The 21,119-nt window shown below is 61.5% G+C and carries 14 protein-coding genes, 1 tRNA gene and 1 pseudogene; 5 read left to right on the plus strand and 11 right to left on the minus strand.

The window, feature by feature from the left end; genetic code table 11:
- Positions 1–43: 43 nt before the first annotated feature.
- Both VGR99_RS36735 and VGR99_RS36740 read left to right on the plus strand, forming a co-directional pair.
- Positions 44–1,765: a complex I subunit 5 family protein gene (locus tag VGR99_RS36735; protein ID WP_326904832.1), complete on the plus strand. Its 1,722-nt coding sequence runs from the start codon at positions 44–46 to the stop codon at positions 1,763–1,765.
- A 208-nt stretch (positions 1,766–1,973) separates the two neighbouring features.
- A complete protein-coding gene (locus tag VGR99_RS36740) occupies positions 1,974–2,891 on the plus strand; it encodes a lipid A biosynthesis lauroyl acyltransferase (RefSeq protein ID WP_326904833.1) in 918 nt (305 codons plus the stop codon).
- On the opposite strand, the gene VGR99_RS36745 is transcribed toward VGR99_RS36740, so the two are convergent.
- The 6 genes from VGR99_RS36745 to VGR99_RS36770 all read right to left on the minus strand — a co-directional run bounded on the left by VGR99_RS36745 (position 2,871) and on the right by VGR99_RS36770 (position 8,478).
- The gene (locus VGR99_RS36745; RefSeq protein ID WP_326904834.1) at positions 2,871–4,487 is read right to left on the minus strand and encodes a B12-binding domain-containing radical SAM protein; all 1,617 of its coding nucleotides are present in this window, start codon (positions 4,485–4,487) and stop codon (positions 2,871–2,873) included. The two genes, VGR99_RS36740 and VGR99_RS36745, sit on opposite strands and share 21 nt — an antisense overlap.
- Before the next feature lie 217 nt (positions 4,488–4,704).
- On the minus strand, positions 4,705–5,106 hold the full coding sequence (locus tag VGR99_RS36750; protein WP_326904835.1) for a Rap1a/Tai family immunity protein: 402 nt from the start codon (positions 5,104–5,106) through the stop codon (positions 4,705–4,707).
- A 363-nt stretch (positions 5,107–5,469) separates the two neighbouring features.
- Positions 5,470–6,159, minus strand: coding sequence for a hypothetical protein (locus tag VGR99_RS36755; RefSeq protein WP_326904836.1), 690 nt, complete (start codon positions 6,157–6,159; stop codon positions 5,470–5,472).
- 88 nt (positions 6,160–6,247) lie between these two features.
- Positions 6,248–6,445, minus strand: a complete 198-nt coding sequence (locus tag VGR99_RS36760; protein WP_282523965.1) for a hypothetical protein — start codon at positions 6,443–6,445, stop codon at positions 6,248–6,250.
- 210 nt (positions 6,446–6,655) lie between these two features.
- Positions 6,656–7,240, minus strand: a complete 585-nt coding sequence (locus VGR99_RS36765) for a protein-S-isoprenylcysteine O-methyltransferase (protein ID WP_326904837.1) — start codon at positions 7,238–7,240, stop codon at positions 6,656–6,658.
- Positions 7,237–8,478 (minus strand): hypothetical protein, encoded by a 1,242-nt coding sequence (locus VGR99_RS36770; RefSeq protein ID WP_326904838.1) that lies wholly within the window; start codon positions 8,476–8,478, stop codon positions 7,237–7,239. The genes VGR99_RS36765 and VGR99_RS36770 overlap by 4 nt, the downstream gene beginning before the upstream one ends.
- A 185-nt stretch (positions 8,479–8,663) precedes the next feature.
- On the opposite strand from VGR99_RS36770, the gene VGR99_RS36775 reads away from it, so the two are divergent.
- From VGR99_RS36775 to VGR99_RS36785, 3 genes and pseudogenes are all read left to right on the plus strand, one after another.
- Positions 8,664–9,386, plus strand: coding sequence for an SGNH/GDSL hydrolase family protein (locus tag VGR99_RS36775; RefSeq protein WP_326904839.1), 723 nt, complete (start codon positions 8,664–8,666; stop codon positions 9,384–9,386).
- Positions 9,387–9,560: 174 nt separating this feature from the next.
- On the plus strand, positions 9,561–9,821 hold the full coding sequence (locus VGR99_RS36780) for a hypothetical protein (protein ID WP_326904840.1): 261 nt from the start codon (positions 9,561–9,563) through the stop codon (positions 9,819–9,821).
- Between the two features lie 560 nt (positions 9,822–10,381).
- Positions 10,382–10,490: pseudogene (locus tag VGR99_RS36785) on the plus strand (transcriptional regulator); the annotation flags it as partial.
- 265 nt (positions 10,491–10,755) lie between these two features.
- Here the strand turns inward: VGR99_RS36785 and VGR99_RS36790 are convergent.
- The 5 genes from VGR99_RS36790 to VGR99_RS36810 all read right to left on the minus strand — a co-directional run bounded on the left by VGR99_RS36790 (position 10,756) and on the right by VGR99_RS36810 (position 21,018).
- A tRNA-Lys gene (locus VGR99_RS36790) sits at positions 10,756–10,831 on the minus strand.
- 170 nt (positions 10,832–11,001) lie between these two features.
- Positions 11,002–11,607, minus strand: coding sequence for a Spy/CpxP family protein refolding chaperone (locus VGR99_RS36795; protein ID WP_326904841.1), 606 nt, complete (start codon positions 11,605–11,607; stop codon positions 11,002–11,004).
- A gap of 258 nt (positions 11,608–11,865) precedes the next feature.
- Complete coding sequence (locus tag VGR99_RS36800; RefSeq protein WP_326904842.1) at positions 11,866–12,879, minus strand: TRAP transporter substrate-binding protein; 1,014 nt, start codon at positions 12,877–12,879, stop codon at positions 11,866–11,868.
- A gap of 239 nt (positions 12,880–13,118) precedes the next feature.
- On the minus strand, positions 13,119–16,715 hold the full coding sequence (locus VGR99_RS36805; RefSeq protein ID WP_326904843.1) for a beta strand repeat-containing protein: 3,597 nt from the start codon (positions 16,713–16,715) through the stop codon (positions 13,119–13,121).
- Between the two features lie 181 nt (positions 16,716–16,896).
- Positions 16,897–21,018 (minus strand): hypothetical protein, encoded by a 4,122-nt coding sequence (locus tag VGR99_RS36810; RefSeq protein WP_326904844.1) that lies wholly within the window; start codon positions 21,016–21,018, stop codon positions 16,897–16,899.
- Positions 21,019–21,119: the final 101 nt, after the last annotated feature.

Genomic DNA, 21,119 nt, shown 5'->3' on the forward strand with positions numbered 1-21,119 from the left:
CTCTGCCCCCGCACTGGCGACGACCGCATCCGGCCTCCTGCTCGTGCTGTCGATCATCGTGCCGGTCGGAGGCGTCCTGCTGGCATTTGTTCTCGGCGACCGTCACGTCCGGCAGATTGCCTTCGCGGTGATACCGCTGGGGCTGGCGATCGCCGGGGCCGTTGTCGTGACCTCGGCGCAGACCAGCCCCCTAGTCTATCTGCTCGGTGCCTGGCCGCCTCCGTTGGGAGTGGCCCTGCGCGCGGACGGACTGTCGGCGGTCATGCTCGCGATAACCGCTGTCGTGATCTGTGCGGTAGCCGTCTCTGCCGCACCGGTCTTCCGCCCGGCAGCAGCGGATGCGCAACGCACATCCTTCGCATTCTGGATCCTGTTGCTCGCGATCTGGGCGGCGCTGAACATCATCTTCGTCGGCGGCGATCTCTTCACTCTCTATGTCGCCCTGGAATTGCTGACATTCGCCGCAGTGCCGATGGCCTCTCTCGAAGGACGTGCGGAAACGGTTCAAGCTGCGCTGCGCTATCTTCTTTTCGCGTTGCTCGGTTCGGTCCTCTACCTGCTGGGCACGGCCCTGCTCTATGGCCTCTACGGCACGCTCGACATCATGCTCTTGTCGCATCGCGTCCGTGCAGAGCCCGGCGTCTACGTCGCGGCGGCCTTGATGACGACCGGCCTTCTCGCCAAGACCGCGCTCTTTCCCCTGCACCTCTGGCTGCCACCTGCTCACGCAGGCGCACCTGCGGCGGCGAGCGCGATCCTGTCCGGCCTGGTCGTGAAGGGCTCGTTCTTCATCCTCTTGCGGCTTTGGTTCAACGTCCTGCCGGGCCTGTCCGGCTTTGCCGCGGCGCAATTGCTGGCGGCCCTGGGAGCGGGCGCAATCGTGGTCGGAAGCGTGGTCGCCCTGCGGCAAGAGCGCCTCAAATTGCTCGTCGCATATTCGACGTTGGCCCAGATCGGATACCTCTTCCTGATGTTTCCGCTCGCCGCCAATGCCTCGGGTCGCCTCGAAAGCGGATCGGCGCTTGCGGCCGGTGTGCTGCAGGCGATCTCTCACGCCGCCGCAAAGGCAGCAATGTTCCTGGCCGTCGGATCGATCTATGCCGGGCTGGGCCATGACCGCATCACCGGGCTGAGCGGTGTCGCACGGGTCCTGCCTATCAGCGTCCTGGCCTTCGCAATCGGCGGCTTCGCACTGATGGGTGTCCAACCCGGCGGCGCGGCCCTCGCAAAGGAGTTATGGCTTCAAGAGGCGGCGAGCACCGGACAATGGTGGTGGGTCGTCGTGCTCCAGGTCGGCGCAATGTTCACGACAGCTTATGTGGTGCTGGTTCTGGCCCATGCACTCGCGCCCTCCGATCAGCGCATCTCGCTCGTCCGAACATCGCCGCCGGGCCGCGATCTGGCAGCGCTCGCCCTGGCAACCTGCTCGCTGTTGCTCGGCCTGGTACCGTGGGAAGCATGCCTGCCGATTCCCCCGGACGTGACGGCGAAATCATTCGGCATCGATGCGCTCGCCGAGCTGCTCCTGTCCGTGCTGGGAGGTGCGGCGCTCGCAATCCTGTTCAGTCCCTGGGCACATCCACCGAATTCTTCGGACGCCTGGAAACAGCTGACAAGGCCGATCGAGCCGTTGCGGCGCACCTGCGTCGAACTGGGCAGCCTTGTCGAAAGAGGCGACGGCGTCCTTCGTCAATGGTCGACGGCGGGTATTTGCCTGCTCCTGCTCGTGCTGACGCTCGCTGCATTGACGTACGCCGCGAACTGAACACCCCGCACGCTCGATTCGAACCGTGCGATGCCATGGCGCGTCTTCCGCTGACAGGTCAACTCCATCGCGAACTCGATCGACGCCGGCTCGAGAGGCCGCCCTGTGCAACTCGTCGGTGTCTTTGATCGCATCGCGTATTGGTGGTATGAGGATGCGCGCTGAAGCCCGTGGAAAGCCGAAAGTGTAAGCCAAGGTTGTCGTTGCAATGCGGACCAGGCCCCAACTTCGCGACGTGACCAAACGCCTGGGCCAAGCGACGGTGGGCGCGTTGACGATCGGAATACTGCGTACCACTCGCTATTTCGATCCAACCAAGACCGCCAACTTGTTCGCTCGGATCACTCGCTCAATCGGGCCCATGATGCGGGAGCAAAAGATTGGTCGTGCCAATCTAACCGCCGCATTTCCGGAAAAGTCGCCTGCAGAGATCGAGACCATTCTCGCGGGCGTCTGGGACAATCTCGGTCGAGTCGGCGCCGAATTCGCGCATCTTGATCACATCTGGAACTATGATCCCGCGCGGCCCGAGGATAACCGGATCGAAATCGACAAGCGCTCGTATGATTTGTTTACGCAGCTGCGGCTCGACGGAAAACCGGCGCTGATCTTTGCGAGTCATCTCGCTAACTGGGAACTTCCAGCCCTGGCAGCCGTCGCGCACGGGCTGGATACCGCGATCCTGTATCGCCGACCCAACATCGCGTCCGCCGACCGCATCATCCAGGATTTGCGCGCCGTGAAAATGGGCACGCTCATTCCAGCGGGTCGTAGCGCGCCCTTAAGACTTGCCGAGGCCCTTAAAAGTGGCCAGCACGTTGGAATGCTGGTCGATCAGTATCTGACCAACGGCGTCGAGGTCACTTTCTTCGGCCGCAAGACCCGGGCCAATCCGATGCTTGCCCGGCTGGTACGGCAGATTGAGTGCCCAATTCACGGCGTGCGCATCATCCGTCTGCCCGGACACCGCTTTCGTGGTGAACTATCTGAAGAAGTGAAGCCGGTCCGCGATGCCTCAGGACAAATCGACATTCAGGGAACGATGCAGGCGGTTACATCGGTCATCGAGGGCTGGATCCGCGAATATCCCGATCAATGGCTGTGGCTACACCGTCGCTGGAGGTAGCACTTGACTGACTGCGGTTGCCCTTAATGGAGGCACATCGTCCAACTCGGCAATGCGGCGGTCAATCTCGCCGATCACGCGCTCCGAGAACGGCCCGAGGTGTATGTACAGCGCCATCAGCATCACGACGTAACGCAGCGCGCCCGGATTGGTCTTGGCGACTTCGACAAAGGTCTTCCAGAACGGCTCACGGACTTTCGGCAGAGACCGCATGATCTTGTGTAGGCTGTCGATGCCACCAAGCCTCTTGCGCACATCGCCATCCGGCAGATCGCGGCGCCGGTCGGACCGGTCGAGCATGGCTGCGAGACGGGACAGCCTTCCCGCATATGCCGCAGGACTGTAGACGTGCCCGAGCACGGCTTTGTAATCGGAAAGGATGTCACGAAGCGGACGCTTGGTATCGAAATTGCACCCGAGCGTGCACTGATCACCCGCCTTCTCGACGTTCATACGGTCATGGCCCCGGTGCAAGCGACCTTCCGTGGCCAACCGCCGTGTGAGCTGCGTGCCAGGCAGCGCATAAAGAAGTCCAACGATGGAGACTGGAATGCTCGCCTCCTCGATGAGGTCGGCCATCGCCTGTCCTATCGAGGCCCTTTCATTGTCGAACCCGACGATGAAACCAGCGGTGACGAACATTCCGTAGCCGTAAATCTTGTGAATGCACTCGGCGATATTGCGCTTGGTGTTCTGTTTCTTCTTCATCTGCACGAGCGTCTCGGGATCCGGGCTCTCGATGCCGACGAAGATCGCGAAGAAGTTTGCATCCTTCATTGCCTGCAACAGCTCGCTGTCGTCCGCGATATTGATCGAGGCTTCGGTTGAGAACTCGAATGGATAGTCGTGCTCTTCCAGCCAGGCCTTGAGCCGCGGCATCAAGGTGCGGAGGTTCTTCTTGTTGCCGATGAAATTGTCGTCGACGAAATCGACATGCCCGCGATAACCGTGATCGTAGAGCGCCTGCAGTTCGGCGAGAATCTGATCGTTGGTCTTGGTACGCGGCACGCGACCATACAGCTCGATAATATCGCAGAACTCGCAGGTGAACGGGCAGCCACGCGAATACTGCATGCCGATGTATAGATAGTGATCGAAGTTAAGCAGATCGTAGCGAGGCATCGGGCTCAGCGTGACGTCTATCTTGAATTTCTCGGCGATGAACACGCCCTTGCGTTCGCCGCTTTCCCAGGCGGCGATGAACTGCTCGATGACATGCTCGGCCTCGCCGATCACCTGAAAGTCCGCGTCCGCGTAAAGATGCGGGCTGGAGGAGACGTCCGGCCCACCAACACATACTGGCTTGCCGCGCAGGTGGGCGAGGTCGATCAGGTAGATGGCATCCGGCTGCTGGTTGAGCATACCACCGATCATCACAAGATCGGCCCAATCGAGGTCCGCATCCGTCAACGCCTCGGTATTGCGGTTGACGAGCCGGATGTCCCAATGCTTCGGCAACATAGCGGCGACGGTGATCAGGCCGAGTGGCGCCGTGGGGTACTTCGCACCGACGAGTTCGCAGGCCTCCGCATAGTTCCAAAACGAATTCGGAACGAACTTCGGATAGATCATCAGGACGCGGCACGCGATTGTCATGCTGTTCCAGCCCCGGGCGTTGATGGCACAATGCCCCGCTGTTTATCGGGGCTCAAGGGTTCGCTTCGCTCGTCGATAAGGCGTTTGAGTGCTGGTCATGGAGGTGAGCACTGCGATTCAGTTCACGCACCTCGATGGTAGTGCATTGCGAATCAATCAGGACTGACACGGACATCGCAGACCGTGAGGCTAGCATCGGCAGCCACAAATACGCGTTTTAATTTGTTTTTTTGGGGGCACGCTTTTTCGGGCCAGTTCCGGTGGACGGCCCGTCCCCGCGGCAGGGCCAGGCATCCCTGAATGCTTCAATAGCGACGGTGATCCCCGGTTCATTCACTCGATCCGGATTGTTATCAAGGTACTGCAGAAAAACCTTCGCACTTTGCAAAGGGCTGCCTTGCGCGGGGGGGCACGCACGCACATCAGCGGGCAGATTTGGTGAAAAGAGCATCGCGGTCTCGATCATTCCCTCACATGCGCCTGCGGACCGAGCTTCGTCCTGACTGCGAAGCGAGTTCTTGACAAGCAGTTCGCAAGACTTTTGCGCGTCGGTTCCCTTATCGACAACAGTGGCACTGGCCTTCCCGATGATCGCTAGGATAAGGCCGGCAACAATCATATGGACCCGCATCCACGTCCCCCGAATTCCGGCGCGATAGCTTGCGGGCATTGAGTATGCCGCAATAGAGCGGCCGCCCGCGCCGTTCCAGGCGGCTCAGACGGCTTAGCTCAAAAAATGCGCCTGATCCATCGCGCTCGAATACGAGCGACGTGAACTCAACTCTTCCATTTCCACAAAGCCGAAAGAGCGCTTGTCGACTTGACAGCACGCAGATTTCCACGCCGTGACCGCCGCAAAGGTCGGTTACACCGCGATCATGATCGCGGATCAACATAGGCGGCAAGAGTGTAGACATGACCAAGAGGAGGCATGCACCTATTCTCCCCGCAAGGAAAATAGAATGAACCCTATCCGAAGGTGCTAGCCGCGACCGGGTTCAAGCTGAACCGTTTTTCGTCCGCCGTTCAGCTCTCTGAGCCTGTTGACGTATTCCTCGGGCTTTAGCAGATGAAAAGGAGCGTTGAGGCCCATAAACGTTGCTATGCGGCCGATGAAAGCAGTGCAGTTGGTTGTTGCTGCATTCCAGAGCGGCGAAGTCTCCTGCTGGCGCTTGATATAAGCAAAGACCTTCTTGGCGTCTGCCTCAGACAAATAGACGCGATAGCTGGCCGTCAGATATTGCTCGTCAAGATCACCGTAGGTCGCACCAGTCTCGGAAGGGACAAACATGAGGTGTCCCAGGATATAGGGCACCTCGTCGCCGGCCGGAGCCAGACCAGCGACCTCGACCTGCTTCTCGCCCGTCTTTCCGTACCAGACAAATGCATGACCGTACGTTGCCGCCGTGCGGGCACGAAAATCAACGTAATAGGGGCCCGTGGCGGCAGCTCTTCGGGCTGGCTTTACATCAGATATCGCCGGCGTAACAGCAGCCATGCTCGCCGCATGCTTCGTCGCCGAACTTGGGAGAGCATCCCGTTGCTGCTGGTCGGTACGCGCCACGATTGGTTGCGCGCTACTGATCCCGGTCCCCAAGCCTACAAAGGCCGCCAGCATGGCGGCCTTTGCAAGAAGCTTTAGACCCGGATATTTCCGAATCACTTCCGCCATCTTCGAATCCCCTTGGATCCAAGATCCGATGCCACAGGTAACCTGCTACCCCAAACGTACGCCGCTGGCGTACGTTTGGGTAGTCAGATCAGCCCTTGGTCACCAACGGAGCCGGGGCAGCGACCGGGTATTTGCCCACGGGGCTCTTACCCACGGGATATTTGCCGATCGGAGCTTTGCCAACCGGCGCGGCGGCGGCGACCGGCTGAGGCCGTGGCAGGTCGGCAGCAACTGCGGTTCCCACGAAGGCCAAAGAAGCGATTCCCAGTACAACGAATTTCAGCATAGGTTCCCCACCATTGTTCGGGAGCGATTGGAATTCACCCTGAGGCCCATAGGAATAACCCGACACTCGCCACGACACCAACGAATAGACCGGGGAGTCCGCGCCTCCGACAGCTTTTTCTACCGTATGTTGCGGAAATGGCACGCAAATTGAGGCATAGGGTTCCATGTCGATCTTCGCGCAATGGATCGAGGCGCGCCGGAACCTACTTCAGAGGACCCGCGGGAAGACCCGACCGGTCCGCGCCATATACTCGCGATAGCTGTCGCCAAACGTCTGCAGCATCATTCGCTCTTCTCTTGCGACGCGGCCAAAGAACAAAATCCCGAAGCCGACCAGGCCCGCGAAACCGGCAATCCAGTTAGGCAGCAGCAATGCCTGGGCGATAGCCCACAGCCAAAACGCCGAATACATCGGGTGTCGAACTCTCCGGTAAATCCCCTCCGTCACGAGTTCATGGTTCTCCCGCACGTCGAGACTTACCGACCAGTTCCGGCCGAGTGCACGGTGAGTGAGGTGAAACACGCCCAAAGCCGCAATCGCAAGGAAAGACCCCAGCCAAGCCAACGAGGGATAAAAGCTGTGATCTGCGAAACGAGGCATTCCTGTCGCTACGTAGACAAGCGGAATAAGCCCGAGTCCCGAAAGAGATATGAGCAGGAGGGCAATTTCCAGGGGGCCGCGAGCGCTCCACACGACCCTGGCACGGCGCGAACGCCGCGCGTACTTATAACGTATGACGTACCAGCCGATCGCCAACGCAACGAAGATGATTTTCGAAATGGTGGGCGTCATTTGAACCCGGCTACCGCGCCCGGAATACCTGGCAGTTCGCTTGCTGACGGCGGCACGCTCGCAATAAGTCTTCCGTCGTCAGCGATCATCGACAGGGCGCCATCCGGCGCGAGCGTCTGGGATTTGGCTGAAATAGGTCCGCAAGTCAGCATGAAGTAGTCATACGATGTTCGCTTATCATTTCCGCTGACGAACTGGTTGTGCACGCGGAAGTAGTCGAAGCGGATGCGTCGATAGATGTCGTCGTCAAGCATTCGACTAAGTCTCACGATCCTAACGATCGCCTCGTTTTCTGTCGACAAGCCCATTTCGGCCATTGGCCGGCTTTTGTAAAAGTTCAACAGGTCGACGAGGGCCTGATAGTCGCCCCAGAAGATCGCACGTGACTTGGCGACGCGGTCCATAGCCGTGCGAAAGCGTATTGCCTTCGGGTGCAGGCCGATCTTGAGTATGGATGATCCAACGCTCAAGAATGTCACGGGAGTTTTGTTCCGATCGAACGCAGGGTCCAGCCTCAAGGCGCGATCAAGTAGATCGACCGCAAGTACGGCGCCAAGACTGTGCCCTATGACCAAAATTTCGTCTGCGGCAGAGTTGCTCGCCGCAGCCACGAGCTCGGCGGCCAATCTGTCTAGTCTCTGCTCAATTTCCGAATTACCGCATCGAATATACTCGCGAGAGAAAATCCAGTCGTCGAACAAGTTGCCTAGGTGGAGCCAGCGCCACGGGCCTGCAAAAACGGCGACGATCCCGAAGAAACCGCCACCGGCAGCGACAGGAATGGATCCGGTGATCTTGAATGCAGCCAGGGCAATCAAAAAGGCGGCCGCGATGAGCACTCCAAACATGACCAATGGATAGAGAAAGAACAATGCGTAGCGCCAGTTGGTCAGCAAGTATCGCCAAAGCGTGCCGGTCAGAACGAAATCCAGAAACGCAAGAATCCCGACGGAAATGCGTGAGCCGATGCTTCGACGCCCGAAGGCCGCAATTACGTCGTGCCATTGGACCAGACGGTAGTCGGTTTCGACGAGCCAATCGGGGCCAGTTGTCGTCACATTCCATCGGATCTGGTCGGCGGTATCATGCAAACCGTCAACGGCCGCTTTCACTGACCAAGTACGTTGGAACCTCGCAATTTCGCGCACAAAGCGTCGTTGCGCGCTGGCATGCGACGTGATTGGATCATAGCCGCCGATATGGAATACCAACCGTTTCGCCACAGGCTTGCCGGACATTGCCTTATCCCCGGACTCATGCGAACTGCTCGCCGCCCACGCGTCTATCGATCTGCAATCGAAGACAGACGTTTGAAGCCAAGGGTTGTCAAGAGAGAATCGACAAGTTATTGGGGAACATGGGTCGATTTGTCCTGCCATGCGGAAGCCGAACCGCTCGAACAATAGCGTCGATTGGTGCTGCCGTGATTGTCGGTTTGTTCAGCACGTCGCCCTCTCGAGCGCAGGACGAGGCATCATCTGGCGAGAGATGCCTTGCTGCAAATTTGGCTGTCTCGCTGGGCGCACAGTTGCCCCGCACGGCGGCGCGTTTGAAATCTGGTGAGCCGCTAAAGATTGTCGCGATCGGATCATCGTCGACGGTGGGGCTCTGGGTACTTAGGTCCGCAGCCACATATCCGGAAGTGATGCGCCGAGAACTCTCGAGACTGAGATCCAACGCCACGATCGAGGTCATCAACAGCGGTCGGGTCGGCGATACGATTCCGAACAACATCGCACGGTTCGGGCGTGACGTTTTCGCGCACACGCCTGATCTCGTTATCTGGCAATTGGGTACTAATGACGTCGCCTGGGGCGGCCGGCCGGACCAAGGGCTCAAAAGAAGCGTTCTTGAAGGGGTAAGGGCACTTAAGGCGGGGTCTGCCGATGTCGTGTTGATGGATCTGCAATATGCGCCACAGGTACTCGCTTCCGCTAGCTATTCAGTGATGGAGGGCATCATCGCCGATGTCGCGAAGCAGGAACGGGTCGGGCTGTTCTCTCGTTTTGCGCTGATGCGAAACTCGATCAATGCCGGAGTTGCGCAGAGCGCGCTCGTAACGTGGGACGGACTGCACAACACCACCGATGGTTATGATTGCATTGGACGAGCCCTTGCCCGAGCTATCTCAACGAGTGCGCGTTGAGAGGCCCCAGCTTCGAAGGCTGTGGGTTCGCACGAGTTTGGGCACCGGCCGTGACAGCGATGCCGAGCGTGCAAATGCCCACCAACGCGAACGAAGACCAATTATCGTCGACAATCACCGCATCTCGCGCAGCGGTGACAGCAAGTCGCGCCGACGCTGTCAGGAGGTGCGCTCGTGCACCATTATGCCAGCCAACTTGTTGACCTGTTACTGGTGCTTGTCGCCGCGTGGATGGTGCCGGCCACCATTTTTATCATCTACGCCTATTTCGCTCGCCTTAAGAATCCGGTCAGCGAATCGGTCTTTGGACGTGTGGTCATCGTTTCCTTGTTCATCATAACCACGTCGATTTGGCTCCCGATAATTGTGGCTGCCATAGTCCTATCACTGATCGGTCATTTGTGGTTCCGCTTCAAGGGACAACTCCGCAAGTAGCTGGATCTTGAAAAAGATGGAGTCGGATTAGAGCGGCCCCTTAGCAAACTAAAAAAGGGAAGCGAAGCAATGTCCGCGTTTCTCCCAGCTCTGGCGATAGCTGCTATCAATTTTATAACAATCGCCACGGCCGCAGAATGGCGACCGCAGTTTCTCTCAGCGTGTCGAAACGGTTGCGGGCAGCAAAGCGGCTTTTCGACAGACGCTTGCTTGCAGATTTGCATCTGCATGGCTTCAGAATTGGAGACGAAGTTTAGTACCGAGACTCTAGGCTCCGTTGATCCCCCGAGTGCTGAGCAACTACACCAAACTAACGAAATCAGAATGCTATGCGTCCGGCGAGTGCTAGGACGTTAGAGCTGTTGCCTTTGGCGCGGAGGTCATCAGCTTGACCCTGACGTACTCTCCGTCCTTCCAAAGCCGCAAAATTGGCTGCCCCGGTTGTTCGAGGACAATATCGCGCCGACGGCGCATCCGGGTTCTCCTTGCGAGACCATCTCAGCCCTGAACTCGAAAATGGTCTTTGAACCGACGCTCCCATCGTTGAGCGCGCAAGCTCCAAGAAGCTGATCCACGGCGTCCCGCTCAAGAACGTCACCTCGCACTTCGCGATGGAGAAGATCAAGTCGATCACGGGCGCTGCCGATGTCGGCCCTGATGGCCGAGTAAACACCGGACCGTTTGCAGGACGCGATGCTCCCCGGGGACAGGCAGAACTGATTGTCGGTTTTGCTCGCCCGAATATCCTACTTCACGACGAGTCCCCGATCGACCCGTACCATCGAGTCTGCATACTCTAGGACGGGTCTTGGTACAAAAGCGAAGGAGAAGTCGTACAGCGATGGCGATGCGGTCGACATAGGAAAGGTCGCACGAGACCCATTTTGTCTCGGCGATCACTTCGGAAAGGTCTTGGAAAGTATGACCTTTCTAATGGTGGGCGCACCAGGGCTCGAACCTGGGACCCGCTGATTAAGAGTCAGCTGCTCTACCAACTGAGCTATGCGCCCGAAAGGCGGTCAAATGCCTTGCGAGGCCGGTCGTTTAGCAAAGCGATCCGGGGATGGCAAGCGATGTGGTGAAGGTTTTTCCACAGTCCCCAAAAAGCGAAAAGCCGCTGGATTCCAGCGGCTTCGCCAAGGCAACCCGAAGGTTAATCCCGCGGGAAATACGGGGTGGCTCAGAGCCGGCCCTCGCGATCCCGGTCCGGGCCGCCATCGCGGTCGAAACGGTCGCCGTGGAAGCGGTCCATGCCGCGCTCCATCATCCGGTCCATGCCGCGTTCCATGAAGTGGCGGGGCGGGCCGTCCTCGCCGCCGCCGAACGGGCCGCGGTGGCGGGTCAGCACGGCGAGGCGCCGCTTCTGGCCCTCGTCCAGGGTCTTGTAGAGGGGATCGGCGGCATCGGCGATCTTCTTCAGGGCCGCGGAGGTGGCGCCCATGTCGTCGGCGCGCTCGCGCAGGCGGGCGATTGGATCCTCCGGCTTGTCGCCGTCCTTGGCGCCGCCGGGGCCGGCGTTCATCCGCGCATTGGCGCGGTCGATGCGCAGCTTGGCGAAGTCGCGCACGGCGGCCTCGACCGGCGGCCACAGCTTCTCCTGATCGGCGTTGAGCTTCAGCCCGGCATGGACGGCGGCGATCCGCGCGTCGACGAAGGCGGCGCGGTCTTCCGGGTTCATGCGGATGTGGCGGAAGTGCTCCATCCACGGGCGATGATATTGGGCATAGACCGCGCCCGAGCCGGCGATGCTCAGCACGGCGATGGCGGCGATGGTGAACTTCCTCATACGTACCTCCTCTGGAAGGATGCACTGAAGATGAGCGCCGAACCGCTGACGCGCAACTTACAACTTGGACAGGGAAGCCATTCTTACAGAGATGTAACTACCGTGAATGCCTGTTCAGATGCAGACTGAAACGATTTGCAACAAAAAGGGCTTCCGTGCCGGCACGGAAGCCCTTTGTTCATTGCACTATATATCCACGCAGGATGTGAGCTGGTTCGTGGCGTTCTCAGTTCGTCATACGCTCAGTTCGTGGTGCTCTCAGTTCGTGGTGCTTTTGGCTTCCTTCAGGAACTCGTCGATCAGCGGCTGGCCGACGCGGCCTGCGGCGTCCTTGTAGACCGGCTCCATCGCCTTGCGCATCGCCTCGTCCTGCTCCGGCGTGAGCTTGATGATCTCGCTCTTGCCGCTCTTCTTGATCTCGGCGAGCGCGTCGTCGTTCTCTTTCTGCGACTGTGTGTTGTTGAAGTCGGTCGCTTCCTTCATCGCCTTGCTGAGCTGGTCGCGGATGTCGGCCGGCAGATCGTCCCAGAACTTCTTGTTCACGATCACGACGTAGCCGATATAGCCGTGATTGGTCTCCGTGATGTACCTCTGCACCTCGTGCATCTTCTGCGTATAGATGTTCGACCAGGTGTTCTCCTGGCCGTCGACGACGCCGGTCTGCAGCGCCTGATAGACTTCAGAGAACGCCATCACTTGCGGCAGCGAGCCGAGCGCCTTGAACTGGGCCTGCAGCACGCGCGAGGACTGGATGCGGAACTTGACGCCCTGATAATCCGCCGGCGCGACCAGCTTCTTGTTGGCGCTCATCTGCTTGAAGCCGTTGTCCCAATAGGCAAGGCCGGTGATGCCCTTGGAGTCGAGCAGCTTGAGCAGCCGCAGGCCGAGCGGGCCTTCCGTCACCTTCCGCAACGTCTTCAGGTCGGGAAGGATGTAGGGCAGATCGAACACCTCGAACTCGCGGATACCGAGCGGGCCGAACTTGGAGTTGGACGGCGCCAGCATCTGCACGCTGCCGAGCTGCAGCGCCTCGAGCTCCTCCTTGTCCTTGTAAAGCGTCGAGTTCGGGTAGACCTCGATCTTGACCTTGCCGCCGGTGTATTTCTCGGCGAGCTCCTTGAACTTCTCCGACGCCTTGCCCTTCGGCGTGTCGGTGGCGACGACGTGGCTGAACTTGATGATGATCGGCGATTGGGCCGATGCCGGTCCGGTCGACGCCAAAGCCCCGGTCAAGGCCGCAACCGATGCCGCAGCCAGAATGAATTTCCGCATGCTTCCTCCCGCATATTATCGTGGGGCGCGGATCGCCGGCCCCCAACACTTGAAGTCGAGACTTAAAGTCGAGACTTGAGGGCAGGATTATAGAGAAGCAGGCACAGGCGCCATTGCCCCTTAGCAGGGGGCGGCTTGCAAAAATGCGGTATCCGGAGGCGAAATCCGCCGGATCAGCGGACGCAGAAGGATGGCGACGGCAGGGACCCCCGCCATCGCCGGTGTCGTCTCTCGCAGCCTCAGCCGTGCAGCGCCGGCGCGAGCTGGGCCTGCTGCACCACCGCCGGATCGGTGATCAAGGTGCCGCCATGCCCGTCCGCGGACAGGGCGAAGTCGGCGGCGCTGTACTGGCCGAGCAGGCTCAGGGAGGCGGTATGGGTGCCGTCCGAGACGGTCAGCGTGCCGCCGCTGTTGTCGCCGTTCGCAGCATAGGCGAGCGAGGTCACGCCGTCGCTGAACAGGATATCGCCGAGATCGATGCTGTCATGATCCTGCCAGCCGGAAATCGTTCCGGTGAAGGCCGACGCCTGGGCAAGAACCAGCGACGCATTGGAACCGGCGAAGATCACATCGTCGATCGTGCCGCCCGCATGGACGAAGGCGAGCCCGCCCGAGCCGATCGTGGTGTCGTCCGCGCTGCCGCCGGACTGCACATATTGCGTACCGGACAGGACCGTCGTGCCGGTCGCGCTGCCATACACAAATTGCACGCCGCCGTTGACGATGGTGGCGCTGGCGGCGCCCCAATCGACCTGGACGCCGCCGGCGTTGACCGTGGTGCCGGTCGCGACACCGTCGGCATAGACGCTCTGCTGGCCGCCGGCGTTGACCGTCGTCATCGACGCGCTGCCGTGGAGGATCTGAAGGGCGCCGTTACTGATCGTGGTCTGGACCACCGTGCCGCCGGAGACCGACTGGATGCCGCCATCCATCGTGGTGTTGATCGCGGTTCCACCCAGATAGACATCCTGCCCGCCGCCATGGATCGTCGTGTCCGAAGCGATGCCGCCGCCTTCCACGGCCTGCAGGCCCGAATTGATCGTCGTAAGGCTCGCCGAGCCGAACACGTACTGGGCGCCGCCGCTGATCGTCGTGACGATCGTGAAGCCCCAATCGATCTGGATGCCGCCGGCATTGATGGTGGACCCGGTCGCACTGCCTTCGACATAGACGTTCTGCTCGCCCCCGGCATTGACGGTGGTCGAGAAGGCGTTGTTGTGAACGTGCTGCATTCCGCCGTTGGCGATCGTGGTGTCGATCGCGACGCCGAAGACGTTCTGGGTGCCGCCGTCCACGGCGGTGTTGCTCGCGATACCGCCACCGAGGATGTCCTGCTCGCCGCCGGTCACGATCGTCGAGCCGTCGGCCGAGCCGCCGATCTGGATGTATTGGTTGCCCGCAATCACGGAGTTCGAGGCCAGACCGAACACCGCCTGCGCGGCGCCTGCGGCAACCACCATTCCGTCGGCCGTGCCCTCGAGCACGACCACCGCGCCGCTTTCGACCTTGATGTCGGAATAGCCGGTGGCGTCCTCGATCGTCCAGACCCCACTCTTGACGTCGAGCTTCTCGACATTGACCACGGCGCTCGCCAGTACGCCGCCGCCCGAAAGCGTGAGCGTGTCGAACCCGTCGCCGCCGTCGATCGTACCGGCGACGGTCGAGCCGGTGAAAAGGTCGATGGCGTCGTCGCCTGCGCCCATCGAGACGTCGCCGATGATGAGGCCGCTGTTGGTGAGCGTGTCGTTGCCGCCGTCGGTGGTAACGCTGCCGAAAATGCTGCCGGTGTTGGTGACGCTGTCGCCGAACGTGCCGACGATCGAGATCGCCTCGCCGTTGTTGCCGCGAATGGTGCCGTCGTTGATGATCGTCATGATGCCGAAGGCGCTGCCGTCATTGCTGTCGTCGACGGTGATCGCCCGCTGGTCGCTGACGATGACGCCGCCCGCCTCGTTGTGGACGAAACCGCCGCCGATCGCGAGCGCCTCGTTGAGGCCGTTGGCACCGCTGGTCAGGCCCACCGCTCTGATCGTCCCGAAATTGTCGATCGAGACCAGGCCGTCCACATCGATACCGTCGGCGTCGGCACCGCCGACCGCCGTGCCGGTGATTGTGCCGGTGTTGGTCACGATTGTCGTCGTGCTGGCGGCGCTGTCCATGTTGATGCCGGAACCGCTGCGGCCGATGATCGTGCCGTCGTTGCTGACGGTGATCGGCTGGTCGCCGGTGATGCCGTGACGCGCGCCGTCGATGATACCGCCGGCGAAGTTGTTGACGACCCCGCCGGTGTTGACCGACTGGAAGTCGATCGCGTCGTTGCCGCTCGAAGCAGCCGAGGCGTTGTGGCTGACGATCTGGCCGTAATTGTTGATCGTGGCGTTGGCACCGGCCCGGACCGAATCGGCATCGGCCGCCGAGATCACGCCGGTGGCCGCGTTGTTGATGACGGTGTGCACGCCGGCCGAATTGATGTCGTCGAGGTCGAGCGCCTGTCCGGCATTGCTGCCGGTTCCGGTTGAGGAGATCGTGCCGTCATTGTTGATGGTGAGGGTACCGCTGGTGCCCGAGACCAGATTCGAGATCTTCACCGCGTCCTTGGTCGCGGTGATGGTGGCACCGACCTTGTTGTTGATGGTGAAGCTGCCACTGGTCGAGCCGCTGGTGGCGATCGCGCGGCTGGTGCCGGTGATGGTGCCGGAATTGTCGATCAGCGCGCCCGGCGAGGTGCTGCCGCCGATCCAGGTGACCGGTGTCGAGCCCGATAGGGTCGCGCCGGCGAGGACGGCCAGATGATCATCGTTGGCGAGCGTGATCGGGTTCGACGAGTTGCCGGAGACCAGGGTGCCGTCGTCATTGGCGATGGTGCCGGTCGCCGTTGCCGTGCCGATCGTGACCGCTGCGCCCGGATTGCTGGCGCTCGTCAGCGTCAGAGTGAAGCTCTCGTCGGGCTCCGCGGTGGTGTCGCCGGAGATCGTGACGGTGATGGTCGCCGAGGACGCGCCGTCGGCGAAGCTGCCGCTGAAGGTCGAGGCCGGCAGCGTGCCGCCGAAATCGGCTGCATCGGTGGTGCCGGCGGCGAAGCTGCCGGAGAAGCTCAGCACGCCGGTGGTGCCGCCGGTGCGCACGATCGTGAAGGTCATGGTCTTGGTGCCGCTCTGCCCCTCGGCAACCGACACGCTCGCCGGGGAGAACGAGACCGTCTGCGTGGCGGGCGCGGCCACGGTGAAGGCGGTGGTCGGGAACGGCGCGTCCGGCGCGGTGCCGTCGGTGCTCTGGTCGCCGCTGCCGTTCTGGGTGACCCAGTTGGCGGTGTTGCCGATCGCAGCAAGATAGTCGGCGAAGCTGGCAAAGCCGGAGCGCGGGCCGTTATAGCCGACGATGTCGAGGCCGCCGGTGAAGCTGACCGCGGTCTGGCCGGCGACGAGGCCGGTGCCGGTCAGCGTGCCGTCGGAGGTCGCATAGCCGACATTGGAGATCGCGGCGAGGAAGGTCGGCGCGGTCGAGGAGCCGACATAGGCGTAGACGACCTCGCTGTCGTTGGACAGGCCGGTGTTGTTGGCATTGGTGAACGTGGCCGAGCCCGCGCTGGTACCGAACGTGCCCTTGCCGATGTTGTTGATATCGATGACGGTGCCGGCGGCGATAGCGCTGGTCGCGGTCCAGGCGATCGTGCTTTCGGCACTGCTGCCGGTGGCAAAGCTGGTTCCGTTCCAGTTGCTGTCGGTGAAGTTGATCACCGTGCCCTGCGGGATGTCGGTCAGGGCGACAAAGGACAGATTGTCGTTGCCGTCGCCGTTGAATCCGGTGAAGGCGATGGAGCCAGCAGTAAGGGGCATTTCAATTCTCCAGCAGCGGGGCGCGGCCCGTGACACTGCCGGTTAATGATATGATAACGTGACATGTTAATAACATATTTGTTGCGATACACCCCCACATGACGTGATCGTGTGCCAAGCGAAAAACGCGGCGCTGAGGGCGCCGCGATCCCGCAACTACGGCACCTTGGCCTTCCCGGCCTCAGCCATGCAGCGCCGGTGCAAGTGCAACCTGCGGTGCAAGCCCCGGATCGGTGAGCAGGGTGCCGCCATGTCCGTCCGAGGACAGCGCGAAGTCGGCAGCACTGTACTGGCCGAGCAGGCTCAGCGTCGCGATATGCGTGCCGTCGGAGACCGTCAGCGTGCCGCCGGTGTTGTCGTTGTTCTGTGCATACGCGAGCGAGGTCGCGCCGTCGCTGAACAGGATATCGCCAAGATCGATGCTGTCATGATCCTGCCAGCCGGAAATCGTTCCGGTGAAGGCCGACGCCTGGGCAAGAACCAGCGACGCATTGGGACCGGCGAAGATCACATCGTCGATCGTGCCGCCCGCATGGACGAAGGCGAGCCCGCCCGAGCCGATCGTGGTGTCGTCCGCGCGGCCGCCGGACTGCACATATTGCGTACCGGACAGGACCGTCGTGCCGGTCGCGCTGCCATACACAAATTGCACGCCGCCGTTGACGATGGTGGCGCTGGCGGCGCCCCAATCGACTTGAACGCCGCCGGCATTGACCGTGGTGCCGGCTGCCGTGCCGTCGGAATAGACGTTCTGCGCGCCGCCGCCGTTGAGGATCGTGGTGACGGCGGTGCCATGGAGATGCTGGATCGCGCCGTTGCCGATCGTGGTCTGGGTCACCACCGCGCCGTAGACCTCCTGGCTGCCGCCGTCCATGGTGGTGCCGGTCGCTGTTCCACCGCCGAACACGATCTGATCGCCGCCGTGGATCGTCGTAGCGTTGGCCGCGCCGCCGTTCTCAACGACCTGCAGGCCCGAATTGAGGATCGTCGTGCTTGCCGTGCCGAACACATATTGAGCGCCACCTTCGAGCGTCGTTCCGCTCGCCGCGCCCCAGTCGTTCTGAACGCCGCCGGCATTGACTGTGGTGCCGGTCGCCGTGCCGTCGGAATAGACGTTCTGCCCGCCGCCGTCGTTGAGAATCGTGGTGACGGCGCTGCCATGAAGGTACTGCACCCCGCCGTTGCCGATCGTGGTCTGGGTCACGACCGCGCCATAGACGTTCTGGCTGCCGCCGTCGAGGATGGTGCCGTTCGCTCTGCCGTCACCCACAATCCACTGTTCGCCGCGCACAGTGGCGCCGTCCGCTTTGCCGTACACGTAGAGCGCAGCGCCCTGCGCCACCGTGCCGGCTGAGCTTGAACTCTGGCCTTGCATGAAAAGGTTGGCTCCGGTCTCGACCGTGACAAATGCATAAGTCGTGCCGGCGCTGGTCGTCCAGTTTCCGCCACGCACATCGAGATTTTCGATGCCGATCGTCTTTCCAAGCGTCCAGCTGCCCGACCCCGACAGATTGATCGTGTCGTTGCCATCGCCGCCGTCGAGCGTAACGGCGACGATCGAACCAGTGACAAGGTTGATGCTGTCGTTTCCGGTGCCGCCGTCGACCTTACCGGCGACGGTCGAACCGTTGAAAAGGTTGATGGTGTCGTTTCCGGCACCCAACTTCACATCGCCAGAAACGGTTCCGCTGTTGGTAAAGGTATCGTCGCCGTCGCCAAGGTCGATCACGGCAACGGGATACAACAAGATCGAGCCGCTGTTGATCAGCGTGTCTGCGCCGCCGTCCGTAGAGATGCCGCCGGACATTCCTCCCCTGTTGATGATGGTGTCCTCAAAGTCGCCCAAAGTGCCGATGGTGGCCGAGATCCCGCCCTCGTTGTAGATGGTCTTGGCGCCGAGCGATGGGGCTGGGGCCGTATCAGTGAAGACCACCCCCGCTCCTGCCTTGACCTTGACAGAGGAATAGCCGGCGATGGCTTGGGTGAACCAGCTCCCGCTCTGTACGTCGAGATTCTCGACGTTGATCACGGCGCCGAGTTGGTTGAAGTCCCTGCCGGAAAGCTTGAGCGTATCGGTGCCCGCACCGCCATCGATCGCCCCATTCAGGGCGGAGTGCCCCGTGGTCAAATCCGCACCGTTGAAGAGGGAGATGCTGTCGTCGCCGGCTCCCATCGACACGTCACCGGTGATGATGCCCCAGTTGCTTAGGACATCATTGCCGCCGCCCATGTCGATGCTGCCGACGATGGTGCCGGTGTTGGTGATGGTATCGTCGAACGTGCCGGTGATGGAGATCGCCTGGCCGTTCTTGCCCTGGATGTAACCATTATTGACGATGGAGACGGCGGCGAAGGCGCTGCCGTCGTTGCTGTCGTCGACGGTGATCGCACGCTGGTCGCTGACGATCAGACCGTTGGCCTCGTTGTGGACGTAGCCGCCGCCGATCGCGAGCGCCTCGTTGAGGCCGTTGGCCGCGGCTACGAGCCCGATTGCCCTGATGGCTCCGAAATTGTCGATCGAGACCAGGCCGTCGACGTCGATGCCGTCGGCGTCCGCACCGTTCACGGAGGTGCCGGTGATGGTGCCGCGGTTGGTGACCACCGTCGTCGTGGTGCCGGCGCTATCCATGTTGATGCCGGAGCCGGCCTCGCCGGTGATCGTGCCGTTGTTGCTGACGGTGATCGGTTGGTCGCCGGTGATGCCGTGGCGCGCGCCGTCGATAATGCCGCCGTCAAGATTGTTGACGACACCGCCGGTGTTGGAGCGGAAGTCGATCGCATCGTTGCCGGACGAGGCCGCCGAGGCATTATGGCTGACGATTTGGCCGTAATTGTTGATGGTGGCGTTGACGCCCGTCCGGATCGCATCGGCATCGGCCGCCGAAATCACGCTGCTCGCCGCGGTGTTGATGACGATGTTAGCGCCGCTCGAATTGATGTCTTCGAGGTCGAGCGCCTGGCCGGCATTGCTGCCGGTTCCGGTCGAGGAGATCGTGCCCGCGTTGCTGATGTTGAAGGTGCCGCTGGTGCCGGAGACCAGGTTCGAGATCTTCACCGCGTCCTTGGTCGCGGTGATGGTGGCCTTGCCCCTGTTGTTGATGGTGAAGCTGCCGCTTGCGGACCCGGCGGTGTCAATCGCGCGGCTGGTTCCGGCGATGGTGCCGAAATTGTCCAGCAGTACGCCGGGCGAGGTGCTGCCGCCGACCCACGTGACCGGGGTAGAACCGGATAGCGTCGCGCCTCCTAGAATGGTGAGATAGTCGTTGTTCGCCACCGTAATCGGGGTCGACGAATTGCCCGACACCACCGCCCCATCGTCGTTGATGATCGTGCCGGTCACGGTCGCGGTGCCGATCGTGGCCGCTGCGCTGGGGTTGCTGACGCTGGTGAGCGTGAGCGTGAAGCTCTCGTCGGCCTCCGGAATGGTGTCGCCGTAAACCGTAACGGTGATGGTCGCCGAGGTCGCACCATCTGCGATGCTGCCGTTGAAGATCGACGGCGGAAGCGTGCCGCCGTAATCGGCGGCGTTGGTGGCACCGGCGGCGAAGGTACCCGAGAAGCTCAGCACGCCGGTGGTGCCGCCGGTGCGCACGATCGTGAAGGTCATGGTCCTGGTACCGTTGTCGCCTTCTGCGATCGACACGTTCGACGGCGAGAACGATATCAATTGCGCCGCCGCGGGCGCCACGGTGAACGCAGTGGTCGGGAACGGTGCGTCCGGCGTATTGCCGTCGGCGCTCTGATCGCCGCTGCCGTTCTGGGTGATCCAATTGCCGGTGTCGCCGATCGCGGCGAGATAGTCCGCGAAGGTGGCGAGGCCGAAGCGCTGGCCGATATAGCCGACGATGTCGAGGCCTCCAGTGAAGCTGACTGCGGTCTGGCCGACGACGAGGCCGGTTCCGGTCAGCGTGCCGTCGGAGGTCGCGTAGCCGACATTGGAGATCGCGGCGAGGAACGTCGGCGACGTCGAGGAGCCGACATAGGCGTAGACAACCTCGCTGTCGTTGGAGAGGCCGGTGTTGTTGGCATCGGTGAAAGTCACGATTCCAGCACTGGCGCCGAGCGTACCCTTGCCAATGTTGTTGATGCCGATGACGGTGCCGGCGGCGATCGCACTGGTCGCAGTCCAGGCGATCGTGCTCTCGGCGTTGCTGCCGGTGGCGAAGCTCGTTCCATCCCAGTTGCTGTCGGTGAAGTTGATCACGGTGCCCTGTGGGATGTCGGTCAGGGCGACAAAGGACAGATTGTCGTTGCCGTCGCCGTTGAACCCGGTGAAGGCGATCGAACCAGCGGAAAGCGACATTTCAGTTCTCCAGCAGCGGGCGCGCTTGCGGGCCCACGCGGCAGAGCGGGCATGCTCTGCTGCGTCAGGACACGAAGCGGGAAAGACCGGCACGATCAGCC

The organism is Bradyrhizobium sp. (genome assembly GCF_035935975.1).
In the GTDB taxonomy this organism is placed as follows: Bacteria; Pseudomonadota; Alphaproteobacteria; order Rhizobiales; family Xanthobacteraceae; genus Bradyrhizobium.

What these genes read in the sequence shown, in the direction of transcription:
- VGR99_RS36740 (WP_326904833.1), top strand. Translation starts at nt 1,974, where the DNA reads ATGCGGACCAGGCCCCAACTTCGCGACGTGACCAAACGCCTGGGCCAA.
- VGR99_RS36745 (WP_326904834.1), bottom strand. Translation starts at nt 4,487, where the DNA reads ATGACAATCGCGTGCCGCGTCCTGATGATCTATCCGAAGTTCGTTCCG.
- VGR99_RS36750 (WP_326904835.1), bottom strand. Translation starts at nt 5,106, where the DNA reads ATGATTGTTGCCGGCCTTATCCTAGCGATCATCGGGAAGGCCAGTGCC.
- VGR99_RS36755 (WP_326904836.1), bottom strand. Translation starts at nt 6,159, where the DNA reads ATGGCGGAAGTGATTCGGAAATATCCGGGTCTAAAGCTTCTTGCAAAG.
- VGR99_RS36760 (WP_282523965.1), bottom strand. Translation starts at nt 6,445, where the DNA reads ATGCTGAAATTCGTTGTACTGGGAATCGCTTCTTTGGCCTTCGTGGGA.
- VGR99_RS36765 (WP_326904837.1), bottom strand. Translation starts at nt 7,240, where the DNA reads ATGACGCCCACCATTTCGAAAATCATCTTCGTTGCGTTGGCGATCGGC.
- VGR99_RS36770 (WP_326904838.1), bottom strand. Translation starts at nt 8,478, where the DNA reads ATGTCCGGCAAGCCTGTGGCGAAACGGTTGGTATTCCATATCGGCGGC.
- VGR99_RS36795 (WP_326904841.1), bottom strand. Translation starts at nt 11,607, where the DNA reads ATGAGGAAGTTCACCATCGCCGCCATCGCCGTGCTGAGCATCGCCGGC.
- VGR99_RS36800 (WP_326904842.1), bottom strand. Translation starts at nt 12,879, where the DNA reads ATGCGGAAATTCATTCTGGCTGCGGCATCGGTTGCGGCCTTGACCGGG.
- VGR99_RS36805 (WP_326904843.1), bottom strand. Translation starts at nt 16,715, where the DNA reads ATGCCCCTTACTGCTGGCTCCATCGCCTTCACCGGATTCAACGGCGAC.
- VGR99_RS36810 (WP_326904844.1), bottom strand. Translation starts at nt 21,018, where the DNA reads ATGTCGCTTTCCGCTGGTTCGATCGCCTTCACCGGGTTCAACGGCGAC.